The sequence below is a fragment of the Halobellus inordinatus genome (assembly GCF_024464655.1).
Classification (GTDB): domain Archaea; phylum Halobacteriota; class Halobacteria; order Halobacteriales; family Haloferacaceae; genus Haloquadratum; species Haloquadratum inordinatus.
In genome coordinates this window covers 338627-359469 of record NZ_JANHAV010000003.1, presented here as the reverse complement: position 1 = coordinate 359469, position 20843 = coordinate 338627, and the positions used below count along the sequence as shown (strand labels likewise).

The 20843-nt window shown below is 63.8% G+C and carries 20 protein-coding genes and 2 tRNA genes; 9 read left to right on the top strand and 13 right to left on the bottom strand.

Annotation, left to right across the window (positions count from 1 at the left end):
- Positions 1–39 precede the first annotated feature (39 nt).
- Together NO347_RS08800 and NO347_RS08795 are read right to left on the bottom strand one after the other, a co-directional pair.
- Complete coding sequence (locus NO347_RS08800; RefSeq protein ID WP_256289239.1) at positions 40–1266, bottom strand: PAS domain-containing response regulator; 1227 nt, start codon at positions 1264–1266, stop codon at positions 40–42.
- 246 nt (positions 1267–1512) lie between these two features.
- On the bottom strand, positions 1513–1809 hold the full coding sequence (locus NO347_RS08795) for a hypothetical protein (protein WP_256289238.1): 297 nt from the start codon (positions 1807–1809) through the stop codon (positions 1513–1515).
- A 59-nt stretch (positions 1810–1868) separates the two neighbouring features.
- On the opposite strand from NO347_RS08795, the gene NO347_RS08790 reads away from it, so the two are divergent.
- Positions 1869–3674 (top strand): formate/nitrite transporter family protein, encoded by a 1806-nt coding sequence (locus NO347_RS08790; protein WP_343217978.1) that lies wholly within the window; start codon positions 1869–1871, stop codon positions 3672–3674.
- A 252-nt stretch (positions 3675–3926) separates the two neighbouring features.
- On the opposite strand, the gene NO347_RS08785 is transcribed toward NO347_RS08790, so the two are convergent.
- The 3 genes from NO347_RS08785 to NO347_RS08775 all read right to left on the bottom strand — a co-directional run bounded on the left by NO347_RS08785 (position 3927) and on the right by NO347_RS08775 (position 8096).
- A tRNA-Pro gene (locus tag NO347_RS08785) sits at positions 3927–3999 on the bottom strand.
- Positions 4000–4055: 56 nt separating this feature from the next.
- Positions 4056–5906 (bottom strand): SLC13 family permease, encoded by a 1851-nt coding sequence (locus NO347_RS08780; RefSeq protein WP_256289237.1) that lies wholly within the window; start codon positions 5904–5906, stop codon positions 4056–4058.
- A 132-nt stretch (positions 5907–6038) separates the two neighbouring features.
- Entirely contained in the window at positions 6039–8096 is a 2058-nt protein-coding gene (locus NO347_RS08775) for a DEAD/DEAH box helicase (RefSeq protein ID WP_256289236.1), read from the bottom strand.
- A gap of 111 nt (positions 8097–8207) precedes the next feature.
- Here NO347_RS08775 and NO347_RS08770 point away from each other — a divergent pair, with 111 nt between their 5' ends.
- A complete protein-coding gene (locus tag NO347_RS08770) occupies positions 8208–9383 on the top strand; it encodes a CBS domain-containing protein (RefSeq protein WP_256289235.1) in 1176 nt (391 codons plus the stop codon).
- Between the two features lie 36 nt (positions 9384–9419).
- Here the strand turns inward: NO347_RS08770 and NO347_RS08765 are convergent, their stop codons facing one another.
- Positions 9420–10181 carry a competence/damage-inducible protein A gene (locus tag NO347_RS08765; RefSeq protein ID WP_256289234.1) on the bottom strand — a complete coding sequence of 254 codons (762 nt, stop codon included), beginning with the start codon at positions 10179–10181 and terminating at the stop codon, positions 9420–9422.
- 223 nt (positions 10182–10404) lie between these two features.
- On the opposite strand from NO347_RS08765, the gene NO347_RS08760 reads away from it, so the two are divergent.
- Positions 10405–10593, top strand: a complete 189-nt coding sequence (locus tag NO347_RS08760) for a DUF8178 family membrane protein (RefSeq protein WP_121569982.1) — start codon at positions 10405–10407, stop codon at positions 10591–10593.
- A gap of 110 nt (positions 10594–10703) precedes the next feature.
- Here the strand turns inward: NO347_RS08760 and NO347_RS08755 are convergent, their stop codons facing one another.
- From NO347_RS08755 to NO347_RS08745, 3 genes are read right to left on the bottom strand one after another with little or no spacing between them, the layout of a single operon-like run.
- Positions 10704–11141, bottom strand: coding sequence for a type IV pilin domain-containing protein (locus tag NO347_RS08755; protein ID WP_256289233.1), 438 nt, complete (start codon positions 11139–11141; stop codon positions 10704–10706).
- A gap of 4 nt (positions 11142–11145) precedes the next feature.
- Complete coding sequence (locus NO347_RS08750) at positions 11146–11583, bottom strand: type IV pilin domain-containing protein (protein WP_256289232.1); 438 nt, start codon at positions 11581–11583, stop codon at positions 11146–11148.
- A 4-nt stretch (positions 11584–11587) separates the two neighbouring features.
- Positions 11588–12019 carry a type IV pilin domain-containing protein gene (locus NO347_RS08745; protein WP_256289231.1) on the bottom strand — a complete coding sequence of 144 codons (432 nt, stop codon included), beginning with the start codon at positions 12017–12019 and terminating at the stop codon, positions 11588–11590.
- 436 nt (positions 12020–12455) lie between these two features.
- On the opposite strand from NO347_RS08745, the gene NO347_RS08740 reads away from it, so the two are divergent.
- Positions 12456–15653, top strand: coding sequence for a BGTF surface domain-containing protein (locus tag NO347_RS08740; RefSeq protein ID WP_256289230.1), 3198 nt, complete (start codon positions 12456–12458; stop codon positions 15651–15653).
- 32 nt (positions 15654–15685) lie between these two features.
- Here the strand turns inward: NO347_RS08740 and NO347_RS08735 are convergent, their stop codons facing one another.
- From NO347_RS08735 to NO347_RS08720, 4 genes are all read right to left on the bottom strand, one after another.
- Positions 15686–16000, bottom strand: coding sequence for an MTH1187 family thiamine-binding protein (locus tag NO347_RS08735; RefSeq protein WP_256289229.1), 315 nt, complete (start codon positions 15998–16000; stop codon positions 15686–15688).
- Positions 16001–16078: 78 nt separating this feature from the next.
- Positions 16079–16498, bottom strand: a complete 420-nt coding sequence (locus NO347_RS08730) for a CBS domain-containing protein (RefSeq protein ID WP_256289228.1) — start codon at positions 16496–16498, stop codon at positions 16079–16081.
- Positions 16499–16629: 131 nt separating this feature from the next.
- Positions 16630–16809, bottom strand: a complete 180-nt coding sequence (locus NO347_RS08725) for a hypothetical protein (protein ID WP_256289227.1) — start codon at positions 16807–16809, stop codon at positions 16630–16632.
- Between the two features lie 142 nt (positions 16810–16951).
- Positions 16952–17022, bottom strand: a tRNA-Gly gene (locus NO347_RS08720).
- A gap of 231 nt (positions 17023–17253) precedes the next feature.
- Here NO347_RS08720 and NO347_RS08715 point away from each other — a divergent pair.
- Genes NO347_RS08715 through NO347_RS08695 form a run of 5 tightly spaced genes read left to right on the top strand, consistent with a single transcriptional unit; the run spans position 17254 to position 20843 of the window.
- Positions 17254–18087 carry a putative RNA uridine N3 methyltransferase gene (locus NO347_RS08715; protein ID WP_121569974.1) on the top strand — a complete coding sequence of 278 codons (834 nt, stop codon included), beginning with the start codon at positions 17254–17256 and terminating at the stop codon, positions 18085–18087.
- A gap of 4 nt (positions 18088–18091) precedes the next feature.
- Positions 18092–19108, top strand: a complete 1017-nt coding sequence (locus NO347_RS08710; protein ID WP_121569973.1) for a 50S ribosomal protein L3 — start codon at positions 18092–18094, stop codon at positions 19106–19108.
- 3 nt (positions 19109–19111) lie between these two features.
- Positions 19112–19858: a 50S ribosomal protein L4 gene (gene rpl4p / locus NO347_RS08705; RefSeq protein WP_256289226.1), complete on the top strand. Its 747-nt coding sequence runs from the start codon at positions 19112–19114 to the stop codon at positions 19856–19858.
- Positions 19855–20109: a 50S ribosomal protein L23 gene (locus NO347_RS08700; RefSeq protein ID WP_121569971.1), complete on the top strand. Its 255-nt coding sequence runs from the start codon at positions 19855–19857 to the stop codon at positions 20107–20109. Before rpl4p ends, NO347_RS08700 begins: the two co-directional genes overlap by 4 nt.
- 2 nt (positions 20110–20111) lie before the next feature.
- Positions 20112–20843, top strand: coding sequence for a 50S ribosomal protein L2 (locus NO347_RS08695; protein ID WP_121569970.1), 732 nt, complete (start codon positions 20112–20114; stop codon positions 20841–20843).

Sequence of the window (20843 nt, the reverse complement as noted above, 5' to 3'; positions counted from 1 at the left end):
ACGGGTCAGATAATTTTCACAGAGTTCTGTCCGACAGTATCAGTTGATTGGCGGCTGCTGCTCGCGGGAGGCGTCTGCCTTCCGATCGGTGATGTCGACTAGTGCACCGGGGAATCGGCGTGCCTTCCCGTCGCCGTCACACTTGACGCGGCCACTCGCGAGCACCCACCGACGTTCCCCGTCCGGGTCGTGAACGCGGAACTCCTCCTGGAACTCGCCGCAGGCATCCAGGGCTGTCTCGGCCGCACGCTCGATCCGCTCTTGGTCAGCGTCGGCGACCGCGGAGACGTAGGCTTCGAGTGGAAGGCCGTCGTCTGCGGCATCCGGCGGGACGCCGAACAGCCGCGCGAATCGAGCGTCGACGACGAGTTCGTCGGCATCGACGTCCCATTCCCAGGTGCCGACGGCTCCGGTGTTGATTGCGGCCTCCAGTTGCGTTTTCGCCTTCTTGATCTCCTGTTCGCGGGCCTTGCGCTCGGTGATGTCTTGGACGATGCCGAGCGCTTCGAGTGGCTCGCCGTCGTCGTCGTACTCGACTTCGGCCCGCTGGCGGACCCAGCGCGTCTCTCCGCAGTCCGTCACGACTCGGTGTTCGATGTCGTACGCTGCACCGTCGAGTGCGGCACGCCACTTCTCGTCGACGAAGTCTTGGTCCTGGGGATGGACGTAGGTGAGAAACTCCCGGTGGTCGAGCGGTCGCTCGGCCGATCGGTCGGTATCGGACTGCTCCCTATCGATTCCGAAGATCCCGTATATCTCCTCTGACCACCAGATCTCGTCGTCGCGGACATCCTTGTGCCAACTCCCGAGATCCGCCATCTCTTGGGCCTGCCGCAGGTGCGATTCGTGTTCTGCGGCCTTGCGCTGCGCACGCGTGCGCTCGACGTGGCTTCGGATGCGCTTTGCGAGCAACTGGTACTGTTCGGTCCCCGTCCGCTTCTGGAGATAGTCGCTCACGCCGGCGGAGATGGCCTCGCTCGCGACCTCCTCGCTCCCCTTCCCGGTAAAGAGGATGAACGGCAGTCTCGGATGGTCCTCACGGACGCGTTCGAGGAGCTCGATCCCGTTCTGTCGCGGCATATCGTAATCGGAGACGACGCAGTCGAACGTGTCCTCGTCGAGTCGTGCGAGCCCCTCGCTCGCGCTCGTCGCCGTGTCGACCTCGAACTGGTCGTCCGCTCGCTCCAGGAACGTCGCTGTCAGCTCTGTGAGCGATGGCTCATCGTCGATGTGGAGAACGCGAATCGGACTCGATGAGACCCCCATCACGCATCTGTATCACGAGCATCATTATAATCCTCTCTGTGGCAGTATCAATTTTGAGACCGCAGATTCTCCCCGGCAGCAGCGATAGCGTCTGACAGCAGACTTGCCGCCTCCGCTACTGTGCACCTCTCGCTCCGGCTCTGCAGTCCCGAACGTAGTACCTACTCATAGGGATTATCGTAACTGTTCGGAGAGTCTCGCCGTACCGTCCGGCGAGACATCTATGGAGACGTACGATAATCCCTATCAATCTGAGGACTCGTCGTCTGCAGGACGTTCCTCGGTTTCTGTCTCCGTTAGCGGAGCGGGGAGTTGCTCGCCGACGACGTATCTCGTTATCTGATAGACGGCAACAACAAAGAGCACCAGCAGCGCGAGGTCGAGCAAGTACAACTCGATGAACTCGAGCGCTGAGATGTCCGCCAGCGTGATTTCCCCTAATAAAAACAGGGCTTCGAGGGTAGCTACCAGTATCAGTGCCGGGGTGAATATGACCAACAGGGCGATGAGAACGATACTTAGGCGACGCTGCATCCGAGTCATATTCTTGTATCGTTCGGAATAATTAAAAGACCTCGGACGGAAGCGGAGCCAGTAGCATCGTGACATCCGAAAGAGACCCGAATACGACTTCCGAGAGCGAAACCGTCCGCGAAGCGGTCGAACAGTCCCGGAGCGGCGCCCCGGCCGTCGGGTCGGTCGTTCGAGACCGATTCACCTCCGACGAAATCTTCCAGCGGATCGTCGCAGCGGCGGATGAAGAGATCACGTCCGGGAGCCGTGAACTGTTCTTCAGCGCGCTCGCGGCCGGCTTCGCCATCTCGATCACCTTCCTGTTGTACGCGTCGTTGACGGCCTCGACTGACGGTCACGAGGTTCTGAGCGCGATGCTCTACCCCCTCGGGTTTATCTACATCATCATCGGTGGCTACCAGCTCTACACCGAGAACACGCTCCCCCCGGTGGCGCTGACGCTGGAACGCCTCGCGAGCGTTCCGGCCCTGCTTCGCAACTGGGTCGTGGTCCTCACCGGCAACTTCGCCGGCGGTGCCGTTGGCGCGGCCACGCTGGCGTACGGCGGCGTCCTCTCCCCGGAGGGCGCCACGGCAGCGCTGAACCTCGCTCAGAAAGGGATCGAGACGGATGCCGGCACGCTGTTCGTCAAGGCGGCGTTCGCCGGCCTGATCGTGGCCGGCGTCGTCTGGGTGGAGTACGCCTCGCGGGACACCATCTCTCGGATCGCGGTGGTCTATCTGGCGTTTCTCGCCATCCCGATGGGGAACCTCTTCCACGTCGTCGTCTCTTTCACCGAGATGCTCTATCTGGTCTTTCAGAACGACCTCGCGCTGTGGCTCGGGCTCACCGATTTCGTCCTCCCGGTTCTCGTCGGCAACACCGTCGGCGGCGTCGTGCTCGTGACGGTCGTCAACTACTTTCAGACGACCGAGTCACGCCTCGAATCGGCCCGGTTCGAGGGGTCCGCCCGACAGCTCTCGACCCGCGAGTGGCTCTTCGGTGGCTTCGTCGGCCGGTCGTACGTTCCCCTCATCGACACGACCAGCGAAGCCGACGAGCCGGTCGACTACCGAATCGTCGTGCCGATCGCGAATCCGCGAACGGAGTCGCCTCTGCTCGAACTCGCCTGTCAGATCGCCAGTACGCACGACAACGCCACCGTTCACACGGTTCACGTCGTTCAGGTCCCCTCCCGTTCGTACGGTCCGGCACAGCGACAGCGGATCGTCGCCGAGTCCGACGCCCTCTTCGAGGACATCCGCGAGCACGTCAACTCCTACGACGTCGGCTACGAGTGCTCGACAGTCGTCTCCCACCGCTCTTTCGAGGAGATCTTCGACATCGCCCGGCGGAAGGACGCCGACCTCACGCTCCTGAACTGGGGCGACGACAGGATCTGGAGCGCCGTTCGAACCGAGCGACCGCTAACCGAACTGACGCACCGACTCCCATCGGATTTCCTCGTGTTGCGGGACCGGGATCTGGACGAATCGGAGATCCTGCTGCCAGTCACGGACAACGCGCACGCCGACCTGAGCGCGGAGGTCGCGGCCAGCCTTCGAACGGTCGCCGGGTCCTCGGTCACGCTTCTGCACGTCGTCGACAGCCCCGGGGAACGCGAGCGCGGAGAGCAGTTCCTGGCGGACTGGGCGACCGAGCGAGGCCTGGGCGACGCCAAATTCATCGTCGACGACTCCGGCGACGTCGAACGCGCGATCGAACGCGAAGCGCGAGACCACACGCTGCTCGTGGTGGGCGCGACCGAACGTGGTCTGCTGACGCGACTCGTCACGGGCACGCTGCACTTCAAAATCGTTGAGGACGTCGAGTGCTCCGTCTTGCTCGCAGAGCGAGCGAGCGGCCGTAGCTTCCTCCAGCGACTGTTCGGGTGAGCCTGTTTGTCACACTCGGCGCTCGCCATCGATCGGGCCGAGTGGCTTCGACCTGAACCGAGTCTTCACACGCTCGGGCTCGACGAATTCGAACCAGTAACTGTCCGGTTCCGGTTTCTCACGAGGATTCCGCGCACAGAAATGGGACCGCCCGGATTCGAACTGAATCGAGACCTCGTAGGCTCGGCCTCGCCGAGCTCGAACCGGTCGCTGTCGGTTTCTGGCTCCTCACGTACGTTCGTCGCACAGAAATGGGACCGCCCGGATTCGAACCGGGGTCACGGGCACCCAAGGCCCGAAGTATACCAGGCTAACCCACGGTCCCGCGTCTGTACGTGGCGGCGTCACCGAGTAAAGGATTTCGTTCGGCGTCGACCGGAATCAGATTCCCCAGATCGCGGCGATGCCGACGGTCGTCACCGCCGCGAACACCAACTGAAGCGGGCCGCCGACCCGGAGGTAGTCGCTGAAACGGTAGCCGCCGGGACCGTAGACGAACAGGTTCGTCTGGTAGCCGACGGGCGTCATAAACGCCGTCGACGCCGCGAACGTCACTGCCAGGATGAACGAGAAGGCGTTCGCACCGAGCGTCTGAGCTGCCTCGACCGCGACTGGGATCATCAACACGACACTCGCGTTGTTCGAGATGACGTTCGTCAGGATCGCGGTGATGAAATAGAACACCGCCAGCACCCCGACGAGCGGCAGTAGATCGCCCGCGGCGACGACGAGTCCTGCCAGCAGCGCCGCGCCACCGGACGACTCCAGTGCGATGCCCAGCGGAATGACACCTGCGAGCAAGAAGACGACGTCCCACTGAACCGCGTCGTAGAGTTCGCCCGGACGGAGACATCGCGTCGCGACCATCGCGAGCGACCCCGCGAGCGCGGAGACGACGATCGGGAGGATGTCGAGCGCGGCGAGGCCGACGACGGCGACGACGATGCCCACGGCGATCGGCGTCTTCTCCCCGCGGAAGTCGTGCTGTTCGATCTCCTGGGCGACGATGAAGTCCCGGTTCGCATCGAGCCGCTCGATGCTGTCGGCGGTCGCCTGCACGAGGAGCGTGTCGCCGACGCGGAGCGTGACGTTGTCCATCCGCCGGCGGAAGAGTTCCTGCCCGCGCCGCAGCGCGAGCACCGTCGCGTTGTACCGCTGTCGAAAGCTCGCAGACGCGAGCGACTCGCCGACGAGTGACGACCCCGGACCGATGACGACCTCGACGAGATTCTGCCGGGCTTCGCCGGCTTCTAGCTCCGATTCGTCGACGGCCGTCGGCACGACGTCCAGCCCTTCGACGTCGAGTAGTTCGACGAGCGTGTCGCGGTCGGTCCGAATCGCGAACACGTCGCCCGGTTGAATCTGTTTCGGCCCGAGCGGTTCGAGGAAGACCTCGCCGCTGCGGATCAACTGAATCAGGTCGATGTCGAAATCTGTCTCCTCCAGCGCGCGCCGGACCTGCTGGCCGACGAGCGGTGAGTCCTCGCGGACGACGACCTCCGTCAGGTACTCGCCCATCTCGAACTCCTCGGTCAGATCCTGTCGGGGCTTGATCCGCTCTGGGGTCAGCCACCGCCCGACCGTCAGCAAGTACGCTGTGCCCACGATGGAGACGACGATACCGAGTTGCGTGAACTCGAACATCGTGAACGTCCGGCCGATGAGCCGTCCCGAGAGTTCGGAGGCGAGGATGTTCGTCGACGTCCCGATTAGCGTGAGCATCCCGCCGAACATCGACGCATACGAGAGCGGCAAGAGCAGTTTCGACGGCGACGTCCCGCCGCGCTCGGCGAGGTCTGTCACCATCGGCAGCAAGATGGCGACCGCCGCGGTGTTGTTGATGAATCCGGAAATGGGCGCGACGACGCCGATCGTCGCCCCGAGCTGTCGGTCCATACTGTCTCCTGTGAAAGAGGCGATCCGCGCGCCCAGCCGCTGGACGACGCCGGTGCGCTGGACGCCGTCGCTGAGGATGAACATCGCAAGCACCGTCAGCGTCGCCTCGCTCGAAAAGCCCGACAGCGCGTCCGCGGGGTAGTCCGCAAAGAGCACGATCGGGTCGCCCAAGAGCCCTATCGTTGCCAGCGCCGCCGACGCCGGCTGGATCAACAGCAGCGCCACCATCACCCCGATCGCAGTGACGTCGACCGGAACTGGCTCGGTGACGAACAGCGCGAGCGCGACGAGGACGACGAGGAAAACAGCGAGGACGCCAGGCGGTATCGGTGCCACATTGTTCGGTCGACTCGCCAGTGCAAAATACTGTGGGATTTTTCTCACGTCCGGCGGTAGAGCTCCTTTCGCCCCCGATTCGACCTCCGTCACCCGAGTGTGATGAGTCGGGTCGGCGACCGCCGGCGGCGTTCAGAACTCGTCTTGGAGTTCCATCTCGGCGACGAGGTCGTAGGGGTCCGTGCCCGAGCGGATGCAATCGAGGATGCGGAACGCGTCTTTCGGCGAGAGGAAGTGCCGACAGACCGCCCGTCCCAGCGGCGTCGGATCGAAGCCGTCGATGAACTCCCACTGGAGCAGTTTGCCGATCGCGTGTTTCGTCGGGACGTCACCGACCATCCGGTCGTTCAGTCGCTTGGCACGCTTGCCGGCGACGACGACGTTCGCGAGCGTCTCCTCGGCGGCCGCGGTCTCGTCGTAGTGCGTCAAGACGTCTTCCATCTCGCCTTTCAGGAGTTTGAACGCGACCTCGTCTTCGGTCATCTCCATCGTGTTGTGGTAGGTGCAGTCGGGTTCGACGAGAAGATAGACCGTCCCCTGATCGTGGTAGTCCGGGCGGCCGGCACGCCCGAGCATCTGCTCGAACTCCTGGACGGAGAGCCACTCGATGCCCATCGCCAGCGAGTCGAAGATGACCTGTGAGGCGGGGAAGTCGACGCCGGCGGCGAGCGCGGCGGTCGTGACCACCGCGGCGAGGTCTTGATCCCCGAACTGCCGCTCGACGCGCTTCCGCCGGCCGTAGTCGAGGCCGGCGTGATACGGCGCGGAGTCGTACTCCAGTTTTCGCGAGATCTCGTGACACCGCCGCCGCGAGTTCGTGAAGACGATGGTCTGCCCGCGGTAGCCCTTCGAGGACTTCGAGTCGAACTCGCGTCTGACGAGTTTGTTGATGATGTCCGGCTTCTCTCTGCCGTCGGCGAACGTCACGTGACGCTCGATCGGGACCGGACGCTCCTCGAACTCGATGAGTGTCGCGCGGAGGCGCTCGGCCAGCGACTCCGGATTCCCGACCGTCGCGGAGAGATAGACGTACTGTGCGCCCCCGTAGCTCTCGCGGGCCGCCTCGCGGTCCTCGCAGTAGTACTTTAGCCGGCTGATGAGACCATCGAGGCGGTGGCCGCGCTCCTCCTCTTTGAGCGTGTGGACCTCGTCGATGACGACGGTGCCGATGTCGCCGAGGTCTTTCCCCGTCCGCAACGCGTGGTCGATGCCCTCGTAGGTCCCCACGACGATGTCCGCGTTCGGATTGAAGCGGTTGCCGTCGTCGTTGATCCGGGACGCGCCGACGCGGATCGTCACGTCGAGGAGGTCGCCGTAGCGCTCCTCGAAGTCCTCGTGCTTCTGGTTCGCCAGGGCGACGAGCGGGACCAAAAAGAGCAGTTTGCCCTCTCCCTTCAGCGCCCGGTCGAGCCCCGCGAGCTCACCGACGAGCGTCTTCCCGGTCGCGGTCGCGCTCACGACGAGTTGGTCGCGGCCCTCGAACAACCCGTTGTCGACCGACAGCGACTGCACTGGAAGCAGCGTGTCGAATCGGTCTTCGACCCGCCGCTGGAGTTCGGGGTGGAGATCGAGCGTCGACGTCTCGACGAGGTCGACTTCGTCGGTCGTCGCGCTGACGGTGTCGAACTTCGTGAGATCGGGATCGAGCCCCCCGGCGAGGAGGTTCGAGATCCGATCGAGGTCCTGCGTTTCCAAGAGGAGGTCTTCGAGCCGGTCCTGCGCCGCCCCGGTGAGCCGCCCCGATGCCGAGAAGTCGAGTTCGCGCTCCAGTTCCCGCTTTGCACAGTCGGGGCAGATGTACTCGCGGTCGGTCTTGATCGCCGTATCCTCCGTGATCGGCGAGTACCTCCCATCGGAAGCGCAGTATCGACACGTCCGAACGACTAGCGCTTCGAGTTGGTAGCCGTCGAGCATCTCGCGAAGTTCGTCGCGACGCTGCTTCGAGGTCTGTTCCGAAATACGGATTCGCGACGCACGGCGCGCAAGCTCGATGAACTGGCTCGGATCGCGGGGCTCTTCCGTCGATCCGCGCTTGATGCGGAACTTCGCGGGACGAGGGCCTGCGTCCGTCTCCTTTAGTTCGAGGACTCCGCGAAAGACACGCTCCCCGTCCCGTTCGACGACCACGAGGAAGTCGTCGCCGGTCTCGTGGAGAAAGAGCGTGTCGACGCGGCCGACCTGTTGAGACACGCCCGACGGTACGTGGACGAGGTATTTCAGCGGTTCGTCTGCCGGTCGGCTCTGTCAGCGAATCGCGTGGCCGCGGCTGGACTTAAGTCCCGTGCCCGACAACGTCTCGCTATGCGCGGAATCCGTATTGGTAGCGCGTTCGGTATCCCGATCAAGCTCGATCTCACGTTCCTCATCGTTCTCCCCCTGTTCGCGTGGCTCATCGGGAACGACGTCGGGCAACTCGTGGGCGTCCTGAACGACCTGTTCGGCTCGGCCATCGACGTCGGCCCGCTGACGGCCGGGTCGATGCAGTGGGTACTGGGCGCGGCCGCGGCGATCGGCCTCTTCTTTTGCGTCTTACTCCACGAGTTCGGCCACTCGCTCGTCGCGATGCGCTACGGCTACGAGATCGACTCGATCACGCTGTGGCTCTTCGGCGGCGTCGCGAGCTTCGCCGAGATGCCCGAAGACTGGAAGCAGGAGCTCTCGATCGCCGTCGCCGGACCGATCGTCAGCGTCGCCCTCGGCGTGCTCTCGTATGCGGCCTTTGCCGTCCTCCCATCGGCACTCGACCCCGTGAAGTTCGTCGTCGGCTACCTCGCGCTGACGAACATCGTGCTCGCGGTGTTCAATATGTTACCCGGATTCCCGATGGACGGCGGCCGCGTCCTTCGTGCCCTCCTCGCGCGAACGCGACCGCACGCCCGCGCGACACAAATCGCCGCAGAGGTCGGGAAAGTGTTCGCGTTTCTCCTCGGGCTCTTCGGACTGTTCACGAATCTGTTCCTGGTCGCTTTGGCCTTCTTCATCTACATCGGGGCGTCCTCGGAAGCCCAACAGACCGTGATGAAGGCCGCCTTCCAGGACGTGACCGTCAGAGACGTGATGACGCCCCGTCAGGATCTCGACGTGGTGAGCGAGCACACAAGCGTCGCCGAACTCCTCGAGCGAATGTTCACCGAACGCCACACGGGCTATCCGGTGATGGATGGCGACCGCCTCGTCGGGATGGTGACGCTCAGCGACGCCCGCTCGATCAAGGAAGTCGAACGCGACGCCTACCGGGTCGGCGACGTGATGGCGAACGACCTGGCGACGATCTCACCCGGCGCCGACGCGATGACGGCCATCGAGCAGATGCAGAAGAACGACGTCGGCCGCCTCCCCGTCGTCGACGACGAGGGCGAGGTCGTCGGGCTCATCTCCCGCTCGGATCTCGTGACGGCGTTCAACATCATCCAATCCCGCGGGTCGCTCGCGTCGCTCTCACCGCGAGACACCACGAGCCTCCCGAATCCGCGCTAACTATCCGCCGCACGCCACGCAGCCGCCGCACCGCGCTCACTCGTTGGCTTCGGTACCGTCCCCGTCTCCGTCGGCCACTCTGAGTTCGGCGCGCGAATTCGCTCTGAGCCACGCCACGGCCGTCGAGAGCACTGCTTCGTCGTCGCCGGTGAGCTTGATTCGGGTCTCGCCCGCTTCCCGGTTCGGGTAGCTTCCGACACGGATCCCGAATCGTTCCGCGACGTCGCCTAGAACCGACGCGAGGGCCCCTTCCGTCTCGGGGGAGTACAGCGTCTGCGTCGCCACGTCGCCATCGAACTCCCCGGCGACGTTCGCGAAGACGGCTTCCATCTCCTCGGGAATCCCGGGCAGGACGTACACGTTCTCGGCAACACACCCCGGTGCGAGCCCCTCGGGGTTCGGAATCGGCGTCGCACCCACCGGCATCGAGGCGTACCACTCAGGCCGGAGCTCGAACTCCAGATCGGGATTCTCCTCGTAGATTCGATCGATCGTCTCCTGTACGTCTGCGTCGGCGACGGGATTGACCACGAGTTCCCGATCTAACCCGGCGGCGACGGCGGGCATCGTCACGTCGTCGGGCGTCCCGCCGAGGCCGCCGGTGACGATCACGGCGTCGAACTCGGCGGCCCACTCGCGGATCGTCCCGGCGACGACGCCCTCGTCGTCGGGGACGACGATGATCCGCGCGACGTCGGCGCCACGGGCAGTGAGTTCCTTCGCCAGCCACGTGGCGTTCGTGTTCTCGATGTCGCCCGCGAGCAGTTCGTTCCCCACGGTGACGATCGCTACGTCCATACGCCCTCCGTCGGGCGGCGGCTGCTTATATTGTCGGACACAACTGTGTCAAGAGATTCCTCTCCCCAGGGTGACGAACTCCGTTTCAGACGCGTCCGGTAGTATAACGCGCCGGGGCGCAACCCCGTGCTCGCTCTCGTCCATCGGAGAGGCGCCGCTTTGGTCCGGCGGTGACGACGTCCAGAAGCGGAAAGTCCATATTCCACGGGCCGTAGTGCCACCTATGGGATTGTTCGATAGCACACGCGTGCTTGCCGGTGTCGCTCTCATAGTCGTCGGATCGCTGCTGCTGCTCCCGGGGGCCCTCCCGGACGCGTCGCAACTGTTCACCTACGCGCTCATCCCGGCCGCCGCGCTCGTCACGTACGGAACGTGGCTCGTCGGCACCTCCGAAGGGGCGCCCGCGGTCTGAAACGCGCGAAATAGACTTCTGCGGCTCGTAATGCGGCTGTGTGATGCGCCCTCTCGCTAATCAGCTATAGGCAAATAAAAAGAGAACCGAACGGATTGCCGTTGGGCCGATCAGGACTCGTCGGGTGCGGTGGACTGACTCAGCGTCGCGGAAGTCTCGCCGTTCGTGGACTGCCAGACGACACGGATCGTCTCACCGTTCCAGTCGGCGGTGTTATTGAATGTCGCGCTCGTCCCCGCGGAAACCGTATTACTCACGTGATCTGTCCAAGCTACACTGGCCGAACCATTTTGAAATCCAGTCGTATTCAGCCGCGCGGCGTCAATCGAATCACCCGTTTCGTGAGTGATCGTCACGTTCCCGTTATCGGTCGTGTCATAGTCGAAGCCGAAACTCGCCTGGGGTGCCGTCTGCTGGACGCCTTGGCCGAGGTTCAGCACGAACGAGCCGATGACGGCCGCGAGGATGACTGTAATCGCGACCATCAGGATGACGCCGATGACCGGCGACACGGCGGAATCGTCGGTGAAGAGTTGTTTGAGTTTCATTGACTTATGATTCGTTGGGTGCGGTCGATTGGCTCAGCGTGGCGGACGTTTCACCGTTCTCGGACGTCCAGACGACACGAAGCGTCTCGCCGGCCCAGTCTGTGGTTTTATTATACTGAGCTGTATCGCCTGCGGATATCTCTCCGCCTACGTCCTCGAACGTCGTCGAATTAACGACGTCTAACGATGCCGTCGACGTCACGTTCAGTCGACTTGCGGTTATCGAGTCGCCCGTTTCGTGGGTAATCGTCGTATTGTTCGTCGCTTCGTCGTACTCGAAGCCGAAACTCGCCTGCGGCGCGCTCTGCTGGATACTTCCACCGAGGTTCAGCACGAACGAGCCGATGACGGCCGCCAGAATCACCGTAATCGCGACCATCAGAATGACGCCGATGACCGGCGACACGGCGGAATCGTCGGTGAAGAGTCGCTTAAGATTCATCGAGTTATGCGCCTCCCGGTGCGGTGGATTGGCTCAGCGTCGCGGAGGTCTCGCCGTTCTGGGAGGTCCAGACGACGCGGATCGTCTCGCCGTTGAAGCCACTGGCGGTGGTATTCTTAACGATTGAATCACCCGCACTGACGCTGTTAGGGTATTTGTTTTCCCACGTTTCCCCACTTCCCGACCAGCTTGCACCGGTCGTGTTCAGTTGAGAACCAGAGATCGAGTCCCCGCTCTGGTGTGTGACAGTAACGTTTCCACCGTTGTAGTCGAAACTGAAACTCGCCTGGGGTGCCGTCTGCTGGACGCCCTGGCCGAGGTTCAGCACGAAGGATCCGATGACGGCCGCGAGGATGACTGTGATCGCGACCATCAGGATGACGCCGATGACCGGCGACACGGCGGAATCGTCGGTAAAGAGTTGTTTGAGTTTCATTGGTAGTGTTGGAACCGTCCCACGACGGCGGTGATGTCGTTCGGTTTTCGGTTGCCTGTTGCCCGGCTGCAGGCTCGTCGTGAGAGGCGTATTTGCCCGTACAAACTACCCTAAATTAAATCTAGTGTTCCAGTTATCAAAATAGATAACAAAACTGGGGTTTCGCACCCTTCACGCGACCGTGAAGGCCGGAAGACGGTTGTGGCAATTCGGTTCGTTGCACACAAAACATATGTTTCCGTACCGTGACGTTATCAGTGGACTGTCGTTTGCGACGAAATTCGGCGCTGTGCAGTGTTTCATCGTCGAAGCGTCGGTATCCTTCCGGAGTCCCAGGTTCCCGGGCTCTGCCAGCCCCGAGCCGCAAACGACACTGCTCCCCGCTCGGCGGTTGCCGCCGACGCGTAACCGCCCACGATACCGTCTCCCCCCCACTATGACACGAACCACGTTCCGAGTCGGTGCGGTTCCGATCGCGGTGCTCGTGGTACTGTCGGTCCTCGCCGGCAGTGTCACGTTCGCCGGGTCGGTCGCCGCCGTCGACGGAGTTTCAGCCGAAACGCAGTTCGACCCACTCACGGTCGACGAAGAGACCGAGACGCAACACACGTTCAACTACTCGTTTACCGGCGTCAACACGTCTGACAACGTCACGCTCTCGCTCTCTGTTCCGGGCGAGTTCTCGATAGAGAGTGCAGATGTCGAGATGAAAAACGCGACGGGGACCGTCCTCAACACGACGACGACAGTCGGCAATACGCTGGAAGCAACAGCCAACTCGTCGACGTCGACAGTGTATCTCGCCGGGAACGTGACGGTGACGTCACCTGCCGTCGATACTGACACCGACTACCAGGTCAAGATCAACGCGACGGACGTCGACGGGACCGTTTCGGAGAGTGAGACGCTCACTGTCGAAAACGTCGCTACGCTCGCCATCGATGTCGAAGACGAGTTCGAGCCGACGACAGTCACGCAGGAGACCGAGAACCGGCACACGTTCAATTACTCGGTCACCGGCGTCGACACCGGCGAAGACACGACGTTTTCGCTCGCCATCCCCAGCGAGTTCACGATCGAATCGTCGGACGTAGTCGTCAAAGATGCCACCGGCTCCGAGGTGGGATCGCTGAGCGCCTCCGGCAACACGCTCTCGTACACGGACAATCTCTCCACCACGACGGCGTATCTCGCTGGCAGCGTGAATCTGACGAGCCCCGCCGTCCCCGAAGGACAGGAGACAGCGAGCTATTCCCCGACGATCGAGGTTGACGACACCGCCGACCGCTCGGCGACCAGAGACGAAGAGATCACTGTCCAGTACGCCGGCGGCGTCCCCGGCTCTCCGGAGTACCTGAGCGCGATTCAGTACGTCCAGCCCGACGGCACGCCCGCTATCGAGGTGGCATTCTCCGAGGACGTGCAGAACTTCGAGTCGAACTACGCCCTCCTCGTCGACGACGAAGAGGAAGTGACGGGAGAGATCGTCGCAGACGTCACTGAGGCCCAGGGCCGCGTGATCATCGAACTCAACGACACCGACAGCCGAGAGCTGACGCTCCGGCTCGAAGACGGGATCACGGACCCCACTGGCAACGCGCTCGACAACCCAGACGACTACACGGTGACGTTCGCTCCGACGACTGTGACCGCCGGCGAGAGTATCAGCGCCTACAAGGGATCGACAGTCGCCGTCGTCGCCTCGTCGACGAACACGGACGTCACGATGGAAGGGACCGACGACGACACGGACACCTACTTCTTCGAGGGCGCGACCGGGACAAACAGCCGGGTCTTCCTCTTCGCGACCGACGACCGAACCCTCGGTGACTACGAGGCGACCATCGAGGGAGAAGGTGTCGCGAACATCACGGTTCGTGACCTCGATCTCGCGATTTCGATCGACGATCGGAACGTGACGAACCTCGAGCCGATCGAGGGCACGGTTTCGGCCCGAGCGAGCAACCGGGAGGTCCGACTCGAACTGCTCGACGACGACGAGGTCGTCGAGAACACCGAACGGTACGCCGACCTCTCCGGGCAGGGCGAGTACGACTTCAGCTACGATCTCGAAGCGCTCGAGATCGAAACGGGCGAGTACACCGTTCGCGCGACGGATACGACGTCGGGAATCTCCGTCGAGTCGTCGACGGTCAACGTCACCGAAGCGGGCGACACCGAGGCGACGTTCCCCGATCGCACGCCCACGGACAACCGCGGTGACGTCGTCGCCATCCCGGTCGAACTGTCGAACACGCGCGAGGCGACAGTGACAATCGGTGAGGAGGACGTCGGCTTCCGCGCGAACGTGACCGTCCGCGACGGCGAAGACGACGACGACGACCGCGACAACCGCGTCACCATCTACTTCGACAGCTATGCCGCATCGATGTACGGGACCGGCTCCTTCGACGGTGAAAACGAGATCTTCAGCGTCAGCGAGGACGACGAGGTTGTCGAGGGCGACGTCAGCATCGGCGTCTCGAACCTCCTCGACGCCGAGAGTTACCCGGTGTCGGCCGCTACCGCAGGTCGCGAGACCGACGTCGCGACGCTCGTTCTCGAACCCCGCGAGACGATAGCGCTCCGGACCTGGACCGCTCCGGAGGACCGATACGGCGACCTCGACACCGCGGCAGACTTCCGTGAGGCGAACGGCGACTGGGTGACCCGCGACACCGACATCGCGACTGGCGACACTGTCGTCTACGAACTCCGCGCCTCCGGTCTCGAAGGCGCACTCGACGCCTTCGAGGAAGATACCGTCACCGCCGAGTTCTTCGACTTCGCGAGCGGGACGGGCGATTCGCCGCCCGCCGTGTTCACCGTCGAGCAACAGGACCCCGGTCCGAACCGCGATCCGCTCGTCCTCCAGTTGAACAGCTCCAACTCGCGGGTCGTCGCGGATTCAGACAACGACACGTACTACGTGATCTCCCGGACGGGTGACGACGGCCCCACGGGCGTCCGTGACACCGACGAGGACGGCGCGATCGACGACGACGAGGACGAGACCGGCTCTCTGGGCACCGACGAACGGCTCCGCGCTTCGTTCACCGTCTTCGGCGACGACGAGAACGACCTCGATCTGACGGAGTCCGGCGAGGACGAGACCGTCGAGACGACGTACTCGACGACCGAAGCCGAGTTCTCGATGAACGAACCGTTCAACGTCACCGAGACGAGCGGCCAGGAGATCTTCGGCGAGGCGACCGTCGCCCCCGGCACGGAAATCAACATCCGGGTTCGCAGCGGCGACGACGTCCGGCCCGCGTTCCTGAAAACCACGACGACGACAGTCGACGCTGACGGACAGTTCCTCGCGACGTTCTCGTTCAACGATACGAGTCCCGGCGACGCCTACACGATCGAAGTCAACGGCGGCCCGGCGCCCGAACTGACTGTCGACGGTACCGTCCAGCCGGTCATCCCGACTGCGACGACGCAGACGCCCGCTGAAACGACGACCACAACGACGACCACGACGACAACCACGACCACGACCGAACCGCCGACGACGACGGTGACAGAGATTCCGACAGTCCAGACGCCGACGACGACGCCCGGATTCGGGGTCCTCGCGACCCTCGTCGCTCTCGCTGGGGCCGCGCTACTCGCGCTCCGTCGAGAATAACTCGCTACTCGCGCTCCGTCGAGAATAACTCGCTACTCACTCTCACTGCGCGCCGGCCGGCCGAGTTGGTCCTCGACGACGTCTACTTTCTCGCGTGCGCGCCCATCGCTCGTTCGCTTGTCGTCGATCTTCAGCACCGTACTCACGCGGTCCGCATCGACGGCCCGGTGGGCGGCCTCCGCGGCGGCAAAGAGCGTGCCGACGTCGTCGGCTTCGATCACGGTCCCCATCGGGTTCGTCTCGTACTCGACGTCGAAGTCCTCCAAGGCGTCGACGGCTTTCGCGACCTCTGCGGCCATACTGTCTTCGATCACGGGCGCGACGCTCAATAGCGCGATAACGGTCATACGCGTCGATTCCGCACCGAGCCGCAAAACGTTTTCTCGCAGAATGGGGGACGCGGCGGGTCGGTTCAGCACCCGAGTTCAGTACTCCGGACGCTGGGCGCGGATGACTTCTGCGACCCGCTGTTCCTCGTCGGCGAGCAGTTCGGTCAGGTCGTCGGCCGTGATGATCCCGACGAGCGCGTCGCCCTCACAGATCGGCACTCGCCGGATGCTGTTATCGCGCATCATCGTCGCCGCCTCGTAGAACCCCGCCTTCCGGTCGAGCGTGTGGGGGTCTTCGGTCATCACGTCCGCCGCCGTCTGCTCGGTCGGGTCGGCTCCGTTCCCGAGCACGCGGACGGCCAGATCTCGATCCGTCACGATACCCACCGGCGTGTCACCGTTCGTGATGACGACGCTACCGACGTTCTCCTCGTCCATCGTGGCCGCGAGGTCGGTGACGGGTGTGTCCGGATCGGCTGTTACGACGTCGCTTCGAGCAAGGTCGTCGATTGGCATACTCTCTCACCCACTATCGGTTGCCGCCCCGGCGAGTAATTGCTACCTGTTCTTGTTACTGTCTGGGAAGTATACCTGTGATTATTGTAGTGTGTTAACAATAGGTGACAGGGAACTCCTCAATCGCCGACTCAGTCGCTCTCTGCCCACGCGAAGAGTCGCTCGAAGACGACGAGATAGACGAGAAATGCGGCCGCAAAGACCGCCCACGCGACGATGTTGAACTGTCCCGTGAACGCGAGAACGACGAAGATGTACGCAAGTGAGGCGGCGACGAAACTGGCGGCGTAGCGCGTCCGTCGGGAATCCATAGTAATTCATTGGCGAGCAGACACAATAAACGCACTTGGCCTGTAGCGCGAATAAGCGTACCTCGTCTACGGAGTCGATTCTCCGATTACGAAAACCGGTGATAAAGAACCATCTCCGCTCGTCGGTTAGTCTCGAGAGAAGTGCGCTGGCTGGGATTTGAACCCAGGTTGTGACCATGGCAAGGTCACGTGATACCACTACACTACCAGCGCGCGTCGTGGTCTGCGTCTGCATTCCAGAAAATGCGAGATTAATAAATAAGACTTGCGAATCGGAAATCAAATCGGCCGATGGCGTGGGGGGAAATACCACGGGGCGGTTTCCCACGAAACCGCCGTAGGGCGGAGTGAGACGGCCTCTCACCCCCGAACGGTTTCGCTAGTCTTTTAGGCTCCCCTACGGTACGAGGGATACAGTCTAGACGTGACGCTGAAGGGACCGGTATGACGCTGACCGTACTCGTGCCGTCCTCTCTCGTCCGAGAGGCCGAAGACAAACGCGAGGCAACTCGCAAACTCGGCTACGTCGCCCGCGCGGCGACGGTGTTTCGGGCGGATCGGCTCGCCGTCTTCCCAGACAGGGAAGGCGAGCGACGCTGGGGAGGCGAGTTCGTCGAAACGGTGCTGCGATACGCTGCCACGCCGCCGCACCTCCGAAAGGAGGTCTGGGGGCGACGCGACGAACTCGAGTACGTCGGCGTTCTGCCGCCCCTCCGTGTCCCGTCTATGACCGGCTCCGAATCAGACGGTTCGGGGTCGTTAACACAGGGAATCGTGACCGAGGTCGGACCTGACGGCCGCGTTCGGGTCAATTGCGGACTGCAACACCCGGTCTCTCTCCACACGCCTCCGTCGATGGAGGTCGAGGAGGGGACGCGCGTCGCCATCAGGATCTCTTCGCGAGAACCGGTCCGTGCGCGGATCGTCGACGAGCCCGTTCCGGGCTTCGACGTGTCCCGTACGGACCTCGAGGAAGCGCTCGGCCGCGCCGACGCGGGCGTCACAATTGCGACGTCCCGCTTCGGCCAACCGTTGACCACGTCGTGGCTGCCGGACCTCTCCGCTCGCATCGAGCGCGAGGGGGCGACAGTCGCGTTCGGGTCGCCCGGCCGTGGGCTTCCGGCCATCCTCGACGTCGACGTCGAGGATGCGGTCGAACCCGTTGACGGTCCGGGGTTCGATCTCTGGCTGAATACGATTCCGCGACAGGGCAGCGAGGTGGTGCGAACTGAAGAAGCGATGTTCGCGTCGCTCGCGTCCCTGACACTCACGGAGTGATCATATGCCACAACCAAGCAGACCACGAAAAGGTTCGATGGGCTTCAGCCCGCGCAAGCGTGCGGCCAAGGAAGTCCCACGCATCCGGTCGTGGCCCGACGACGACGGGTCCCCGGGTATCCAGGGCTTCGCCGGCTACAAGGCCGGGATGACCCAGGTGATGATGGTCAACGACGAGGCCAACTCCCCCCGCGAAGGGATGGAGGAGGCCGTTCCGGTGACCGTCGTCGAGACGCCGCCGATGCGCGCCGTCGCCCTTCGAGCCTACGAAGACACGCCGTACGGTGCAAAGCCCCTGACTGAGGTGTGGGGCAACGAGTTCGACGAGAACCTCGACCGCGTCCTCGACCTTCCGAACGAGGACTCCTTCGAGGACGACGCCGAGGACCTTCGCGCGGCCGTCGAGGCCGGCGAGGTCGACGACGTCCGACTCATCACCCACACCGTCCCAGGCGAGATGCAGAACGTCCCCAAAAAGAAGCCCGACGTGATGGAGACCCGAGTCGGCGGCGGCTCGGTCGACGAGCGCATCGACTTCGCGCTCGAACTCGTCGGCGACGGCGGCGAGCACGAACTCTCCGACGTCTTCCGCGCTGGCGAGTATCTCGACGTCGCCGGCGTCACGAAAGGCAAGGGGACGCAGGGTCCCGTCAAGCGGTGGGGCGTCCAGAAGCGGAAGGGCAAACACGCCCGCCAGGGATGGCGGCGCCGGATCGGTAACCTCGGTCCGTGGAACCCCTCCCGCGTGCGCTCGACGGTCCCCCAGCAGGGACAGACGGGCTACCACCAGCGAACCGAACTGAACAAGCGCCTCATCGACATCGGTGAGGGCAGCGAACCGACCGTAGACGGCGGCTTCGTCGGCTACGGCGAGGTCGACGGACCGTACGCGCTCGTCAAAGGCTCGCTTCCGGGCCCCGACAAGCGCCTCCTTCGGTTCCGTCCGGCCGTCCGACCGAACGACCAACCGCGCCTCGATCCCGAGGTGCGCTACGTGTCGACCGAATCGAATCAGGGCTAAACAATGCAGGCAACAATTCGCGACCTGAACGGCGACGACGCCGGCACGCTCGACCTCCCCGAGGTCTTCGAGACGCCGTATCGTCCGGACCTCATCGAGCGCGCCGTCGTCGCCGCGCAGGCGAACCGAAAACAGGCGTACGGTGCCGACCCCTACGCGGGGCTGCGAACTCCGGCCGAGTCGTTCGGCAGCGGTCGCGGGATGTCTCACGACCCCCGCGAAAACGGACGCGCCCGCCGCGTTCCCCACGCGGTCAAGGGTCGCAAGGCGCACCCGCCGAAGGCTGAGAAAGACCAGGGCAAGGACATCAACGACAAAGAGCGGAAACTCGCCGTCCGATCGGCGATCGCCGCCACGACGGACGAAGCGGTCGTCCGCGAACGCGGCCACCAGTTCGGCGACGACGTCGAACTCCCGCTCGTCGTTTCCGACGACTTCGAGGACCTCGTGAAGACCCGCGAAGTCGTCGATCTGCTCGAAACCCTCGGCGTCCACGCCGACATCGAGCGCTCTGACGAGAACAAGAAGGTGAAGGCCGGACGCGGGAAGACCCGTGGCCGGAAGTACACCCGTCCGAAGTCGATCCTCTTCGTCACGAGCGAAGAGCCCTCGAAGGCGGCGCGGAACCTCGCCGGCGCCGACGTGGTCACCGCGGCCAACGTAAGCGCGGAGGACCTCGCCCCCGGGACGCAGGCCGGTCGGCTCACGATCTTCACCGAGAGCGCCGTCGAGGAGGTGGCGGACCGATGAGTTCGCTCATCGAGCACCCGCTCGTCACCGAGAAGGCGATGGACGAGATGGACTTCGACAACAAGCTTCAGTTCATCGTCGACCTCGACGCCACGAAGGCGGAGATCGAAGACGAGATCGAATCGCGCTACGAGGTGGCCGTCGTGAACGTGAACACGCAGGTCACACCGCGCGGCAAGAAGAAGGCGACCGTCCGACTCGGTGAGGACGACGACGCGCAGGAAGTCGCCTCGCGAATCGGGGTGTTCTGAAAATGGGACGTCGAATTCAAGGCCAACGTCGCGGTCGCGGTACGTCCACGTTCCGGGCGCCGTCGCACCGCTACAAGGCCGAACTCTCGCACAAGAAGGCCGAATCGGACGACACCGTCTCCGGGACGGTCGTCGATATCGAGCACGACCCCGCACGCAGCGCGCCGGTCGTCGCCGTCGAATTCGAAGACGGCGACCAGCGGCTCATCCTCGCTCCAGAGGGCGTCGCCGTCGGCGACACGATCCAGGTCGGGGTCAGCGCAGAGATCAAGCCCGGCAACACGCTCCCGCTCGCGGAGATTCCCGAGGGGGTTCCGGTGTGTAACGTCGAGCGCCAGCCCGGCGACGGCGGGAAGTTCGCCCGCGCGTCCGGGACGAGCGCCCAGCTGCTCACTCACGACCGCCACGTCGCGGTCGTGAAGCTCCCCTCCGGGGAGGTCAAGCGGCTGAACCCGCAGTGCCGCGCCACCATTGGCGTCGTCGCTGGCGGGGGCCGCACCGAGAAGCCGTTCGTGAAGGCCGGAAAGAAGCACCACAAGATGAAAGCGCGCGGCATCAAGTGGCCGCGCGTTCGCGGGGTCGCGATGAACGCCGTCGACCACCCGTTCGGTGGCGGCGGCCGCCAGCACCCCGGTCAGCCGAAGTCCGTCTCGCGGGACGCCCCGCCGGGACGGAAGGTCGGTGACATCGCCTCGAAGCGCACCGGTCGCGGTGGCAAAGGAGGCAACGAATAA

Bases quoted from the DNA above. Each gene is read 5' to 3' on its own strand.
- NO347_RS08795 (WP_256289238.1), bottom strand. From the start codon at position 1,809: ATGACTCGGATGCAGCGTCGCCTAAGTATCGTTCTCATCGCCCTGTTG.
- NO347_RS08700 (WP_121569971.1), top strand. From the start codon at position 19,855: ATGAGTTCGCTCATCGAGCACCCGCTCGTCACCGAGAAGGCGATGGAC.
- NO347_RS08725 (WP_256289227.1), bottom strand. From the start codon at position 16,809: ATGGATTCCCGACGGACGCGCTACGCCGCCAGTTTCGTCGCCGCCTCA.
- NO347_RS08745 (WP_256289231.1), bottom strand. From the start codon at position 12,019: ATGAAACTCAAACAACTCTTTACCGACGATTCCGCCGTGTCGCCGGTC.
- NO347_RS08770 (WP_256289235.1), top strand. From the start codon at position 8,208: ATGCGCGGAATCCGTATTGGTAGCGCGTTCGGTATCCCGATCAAGCTC.
- NO347_RS08730 (WP_256289228.1), bottom strand. From the start codon at position 16,498: ATGCCAATCGACGACCTTGCTCGAAGCGACGTCGTAACAGCCGATCCG.
- NO347_RS08715 (WP_121569974.1), top strand. From the start codon at position 17,254: ATGACGCTGACCGTACTCGTGCCGTCCTCTCTCGTCCGAGAGGCCGAA.
- NO347_RS08695 (WP_121569970.1), top strand. From the start codon at position 20,112: ATGGGACGTCGAATTCAAGGCCAACGTCGCGGTCGCGGTACGTCCACG.
- NO347_RS08740 (WP_256289230.1), top strand. From the start codon at position 12,456: ATGACACGAACCACGTTCCGAGTCGGTGCGGTTCCGATCGCGGTGCTC.
- NO347_RS08735 (WP_256289229.1), bottom strand. From the start codon at position 16,000: ATGACCGTTATCGCGCTATTGAGCGTCGCGCCCGTGATCGAAGACAGT.
- NO347_RS08755 (WP_256289233.1), bottom strand. From the start codon at position 11,141: ATGAAACTCAAACAACTCTTCACCGACGATTCCGCCGTGTCGCCGGTC.
- NO347_RS08800 (WP_256289239.1), bottom strand. From the start codon at position 1,266: ATGGGGGTCTCATCGAGTCCGATTCGCGTTCTCCACATCGACGATGAG.
- NO347_RS08765 (WP_256289234.1), bottom strand. From the start codon at position 10,181: ATGGACGTAGCGATCGTCACCGTGGGGAACGAACTGCTCGCGGGCGAC.
- NO347_RS08760 (WP_121569982.1), top strand. From the start codon at position 10,405: ATGGGATTGTTCGATAGCACACGCGTGCTTGCCGGTGTCGCTCTCATA.
- rpl4p (WP_256289226.1), top strand. From the start codon at position 19,112: ATGCAGGCAACAATTCGCGACCTGAACGGCGACGACGCCGGCACGCTC.
- NO347_RS08750 (WP_256289232.1), bottom strand. From the start codon at position 11,583: ATGAATCTTAAGCGACTCTTCACCGACGATTCCGCCGTGTCGCCGGTC.
- NO347_RS08710 (WP_121569973.1), top strand. From the start codon at position 18,092: ATGCCACAACCAAGCAGACCACGAAAAGGTTCGATGGGCTTCAGCCCG.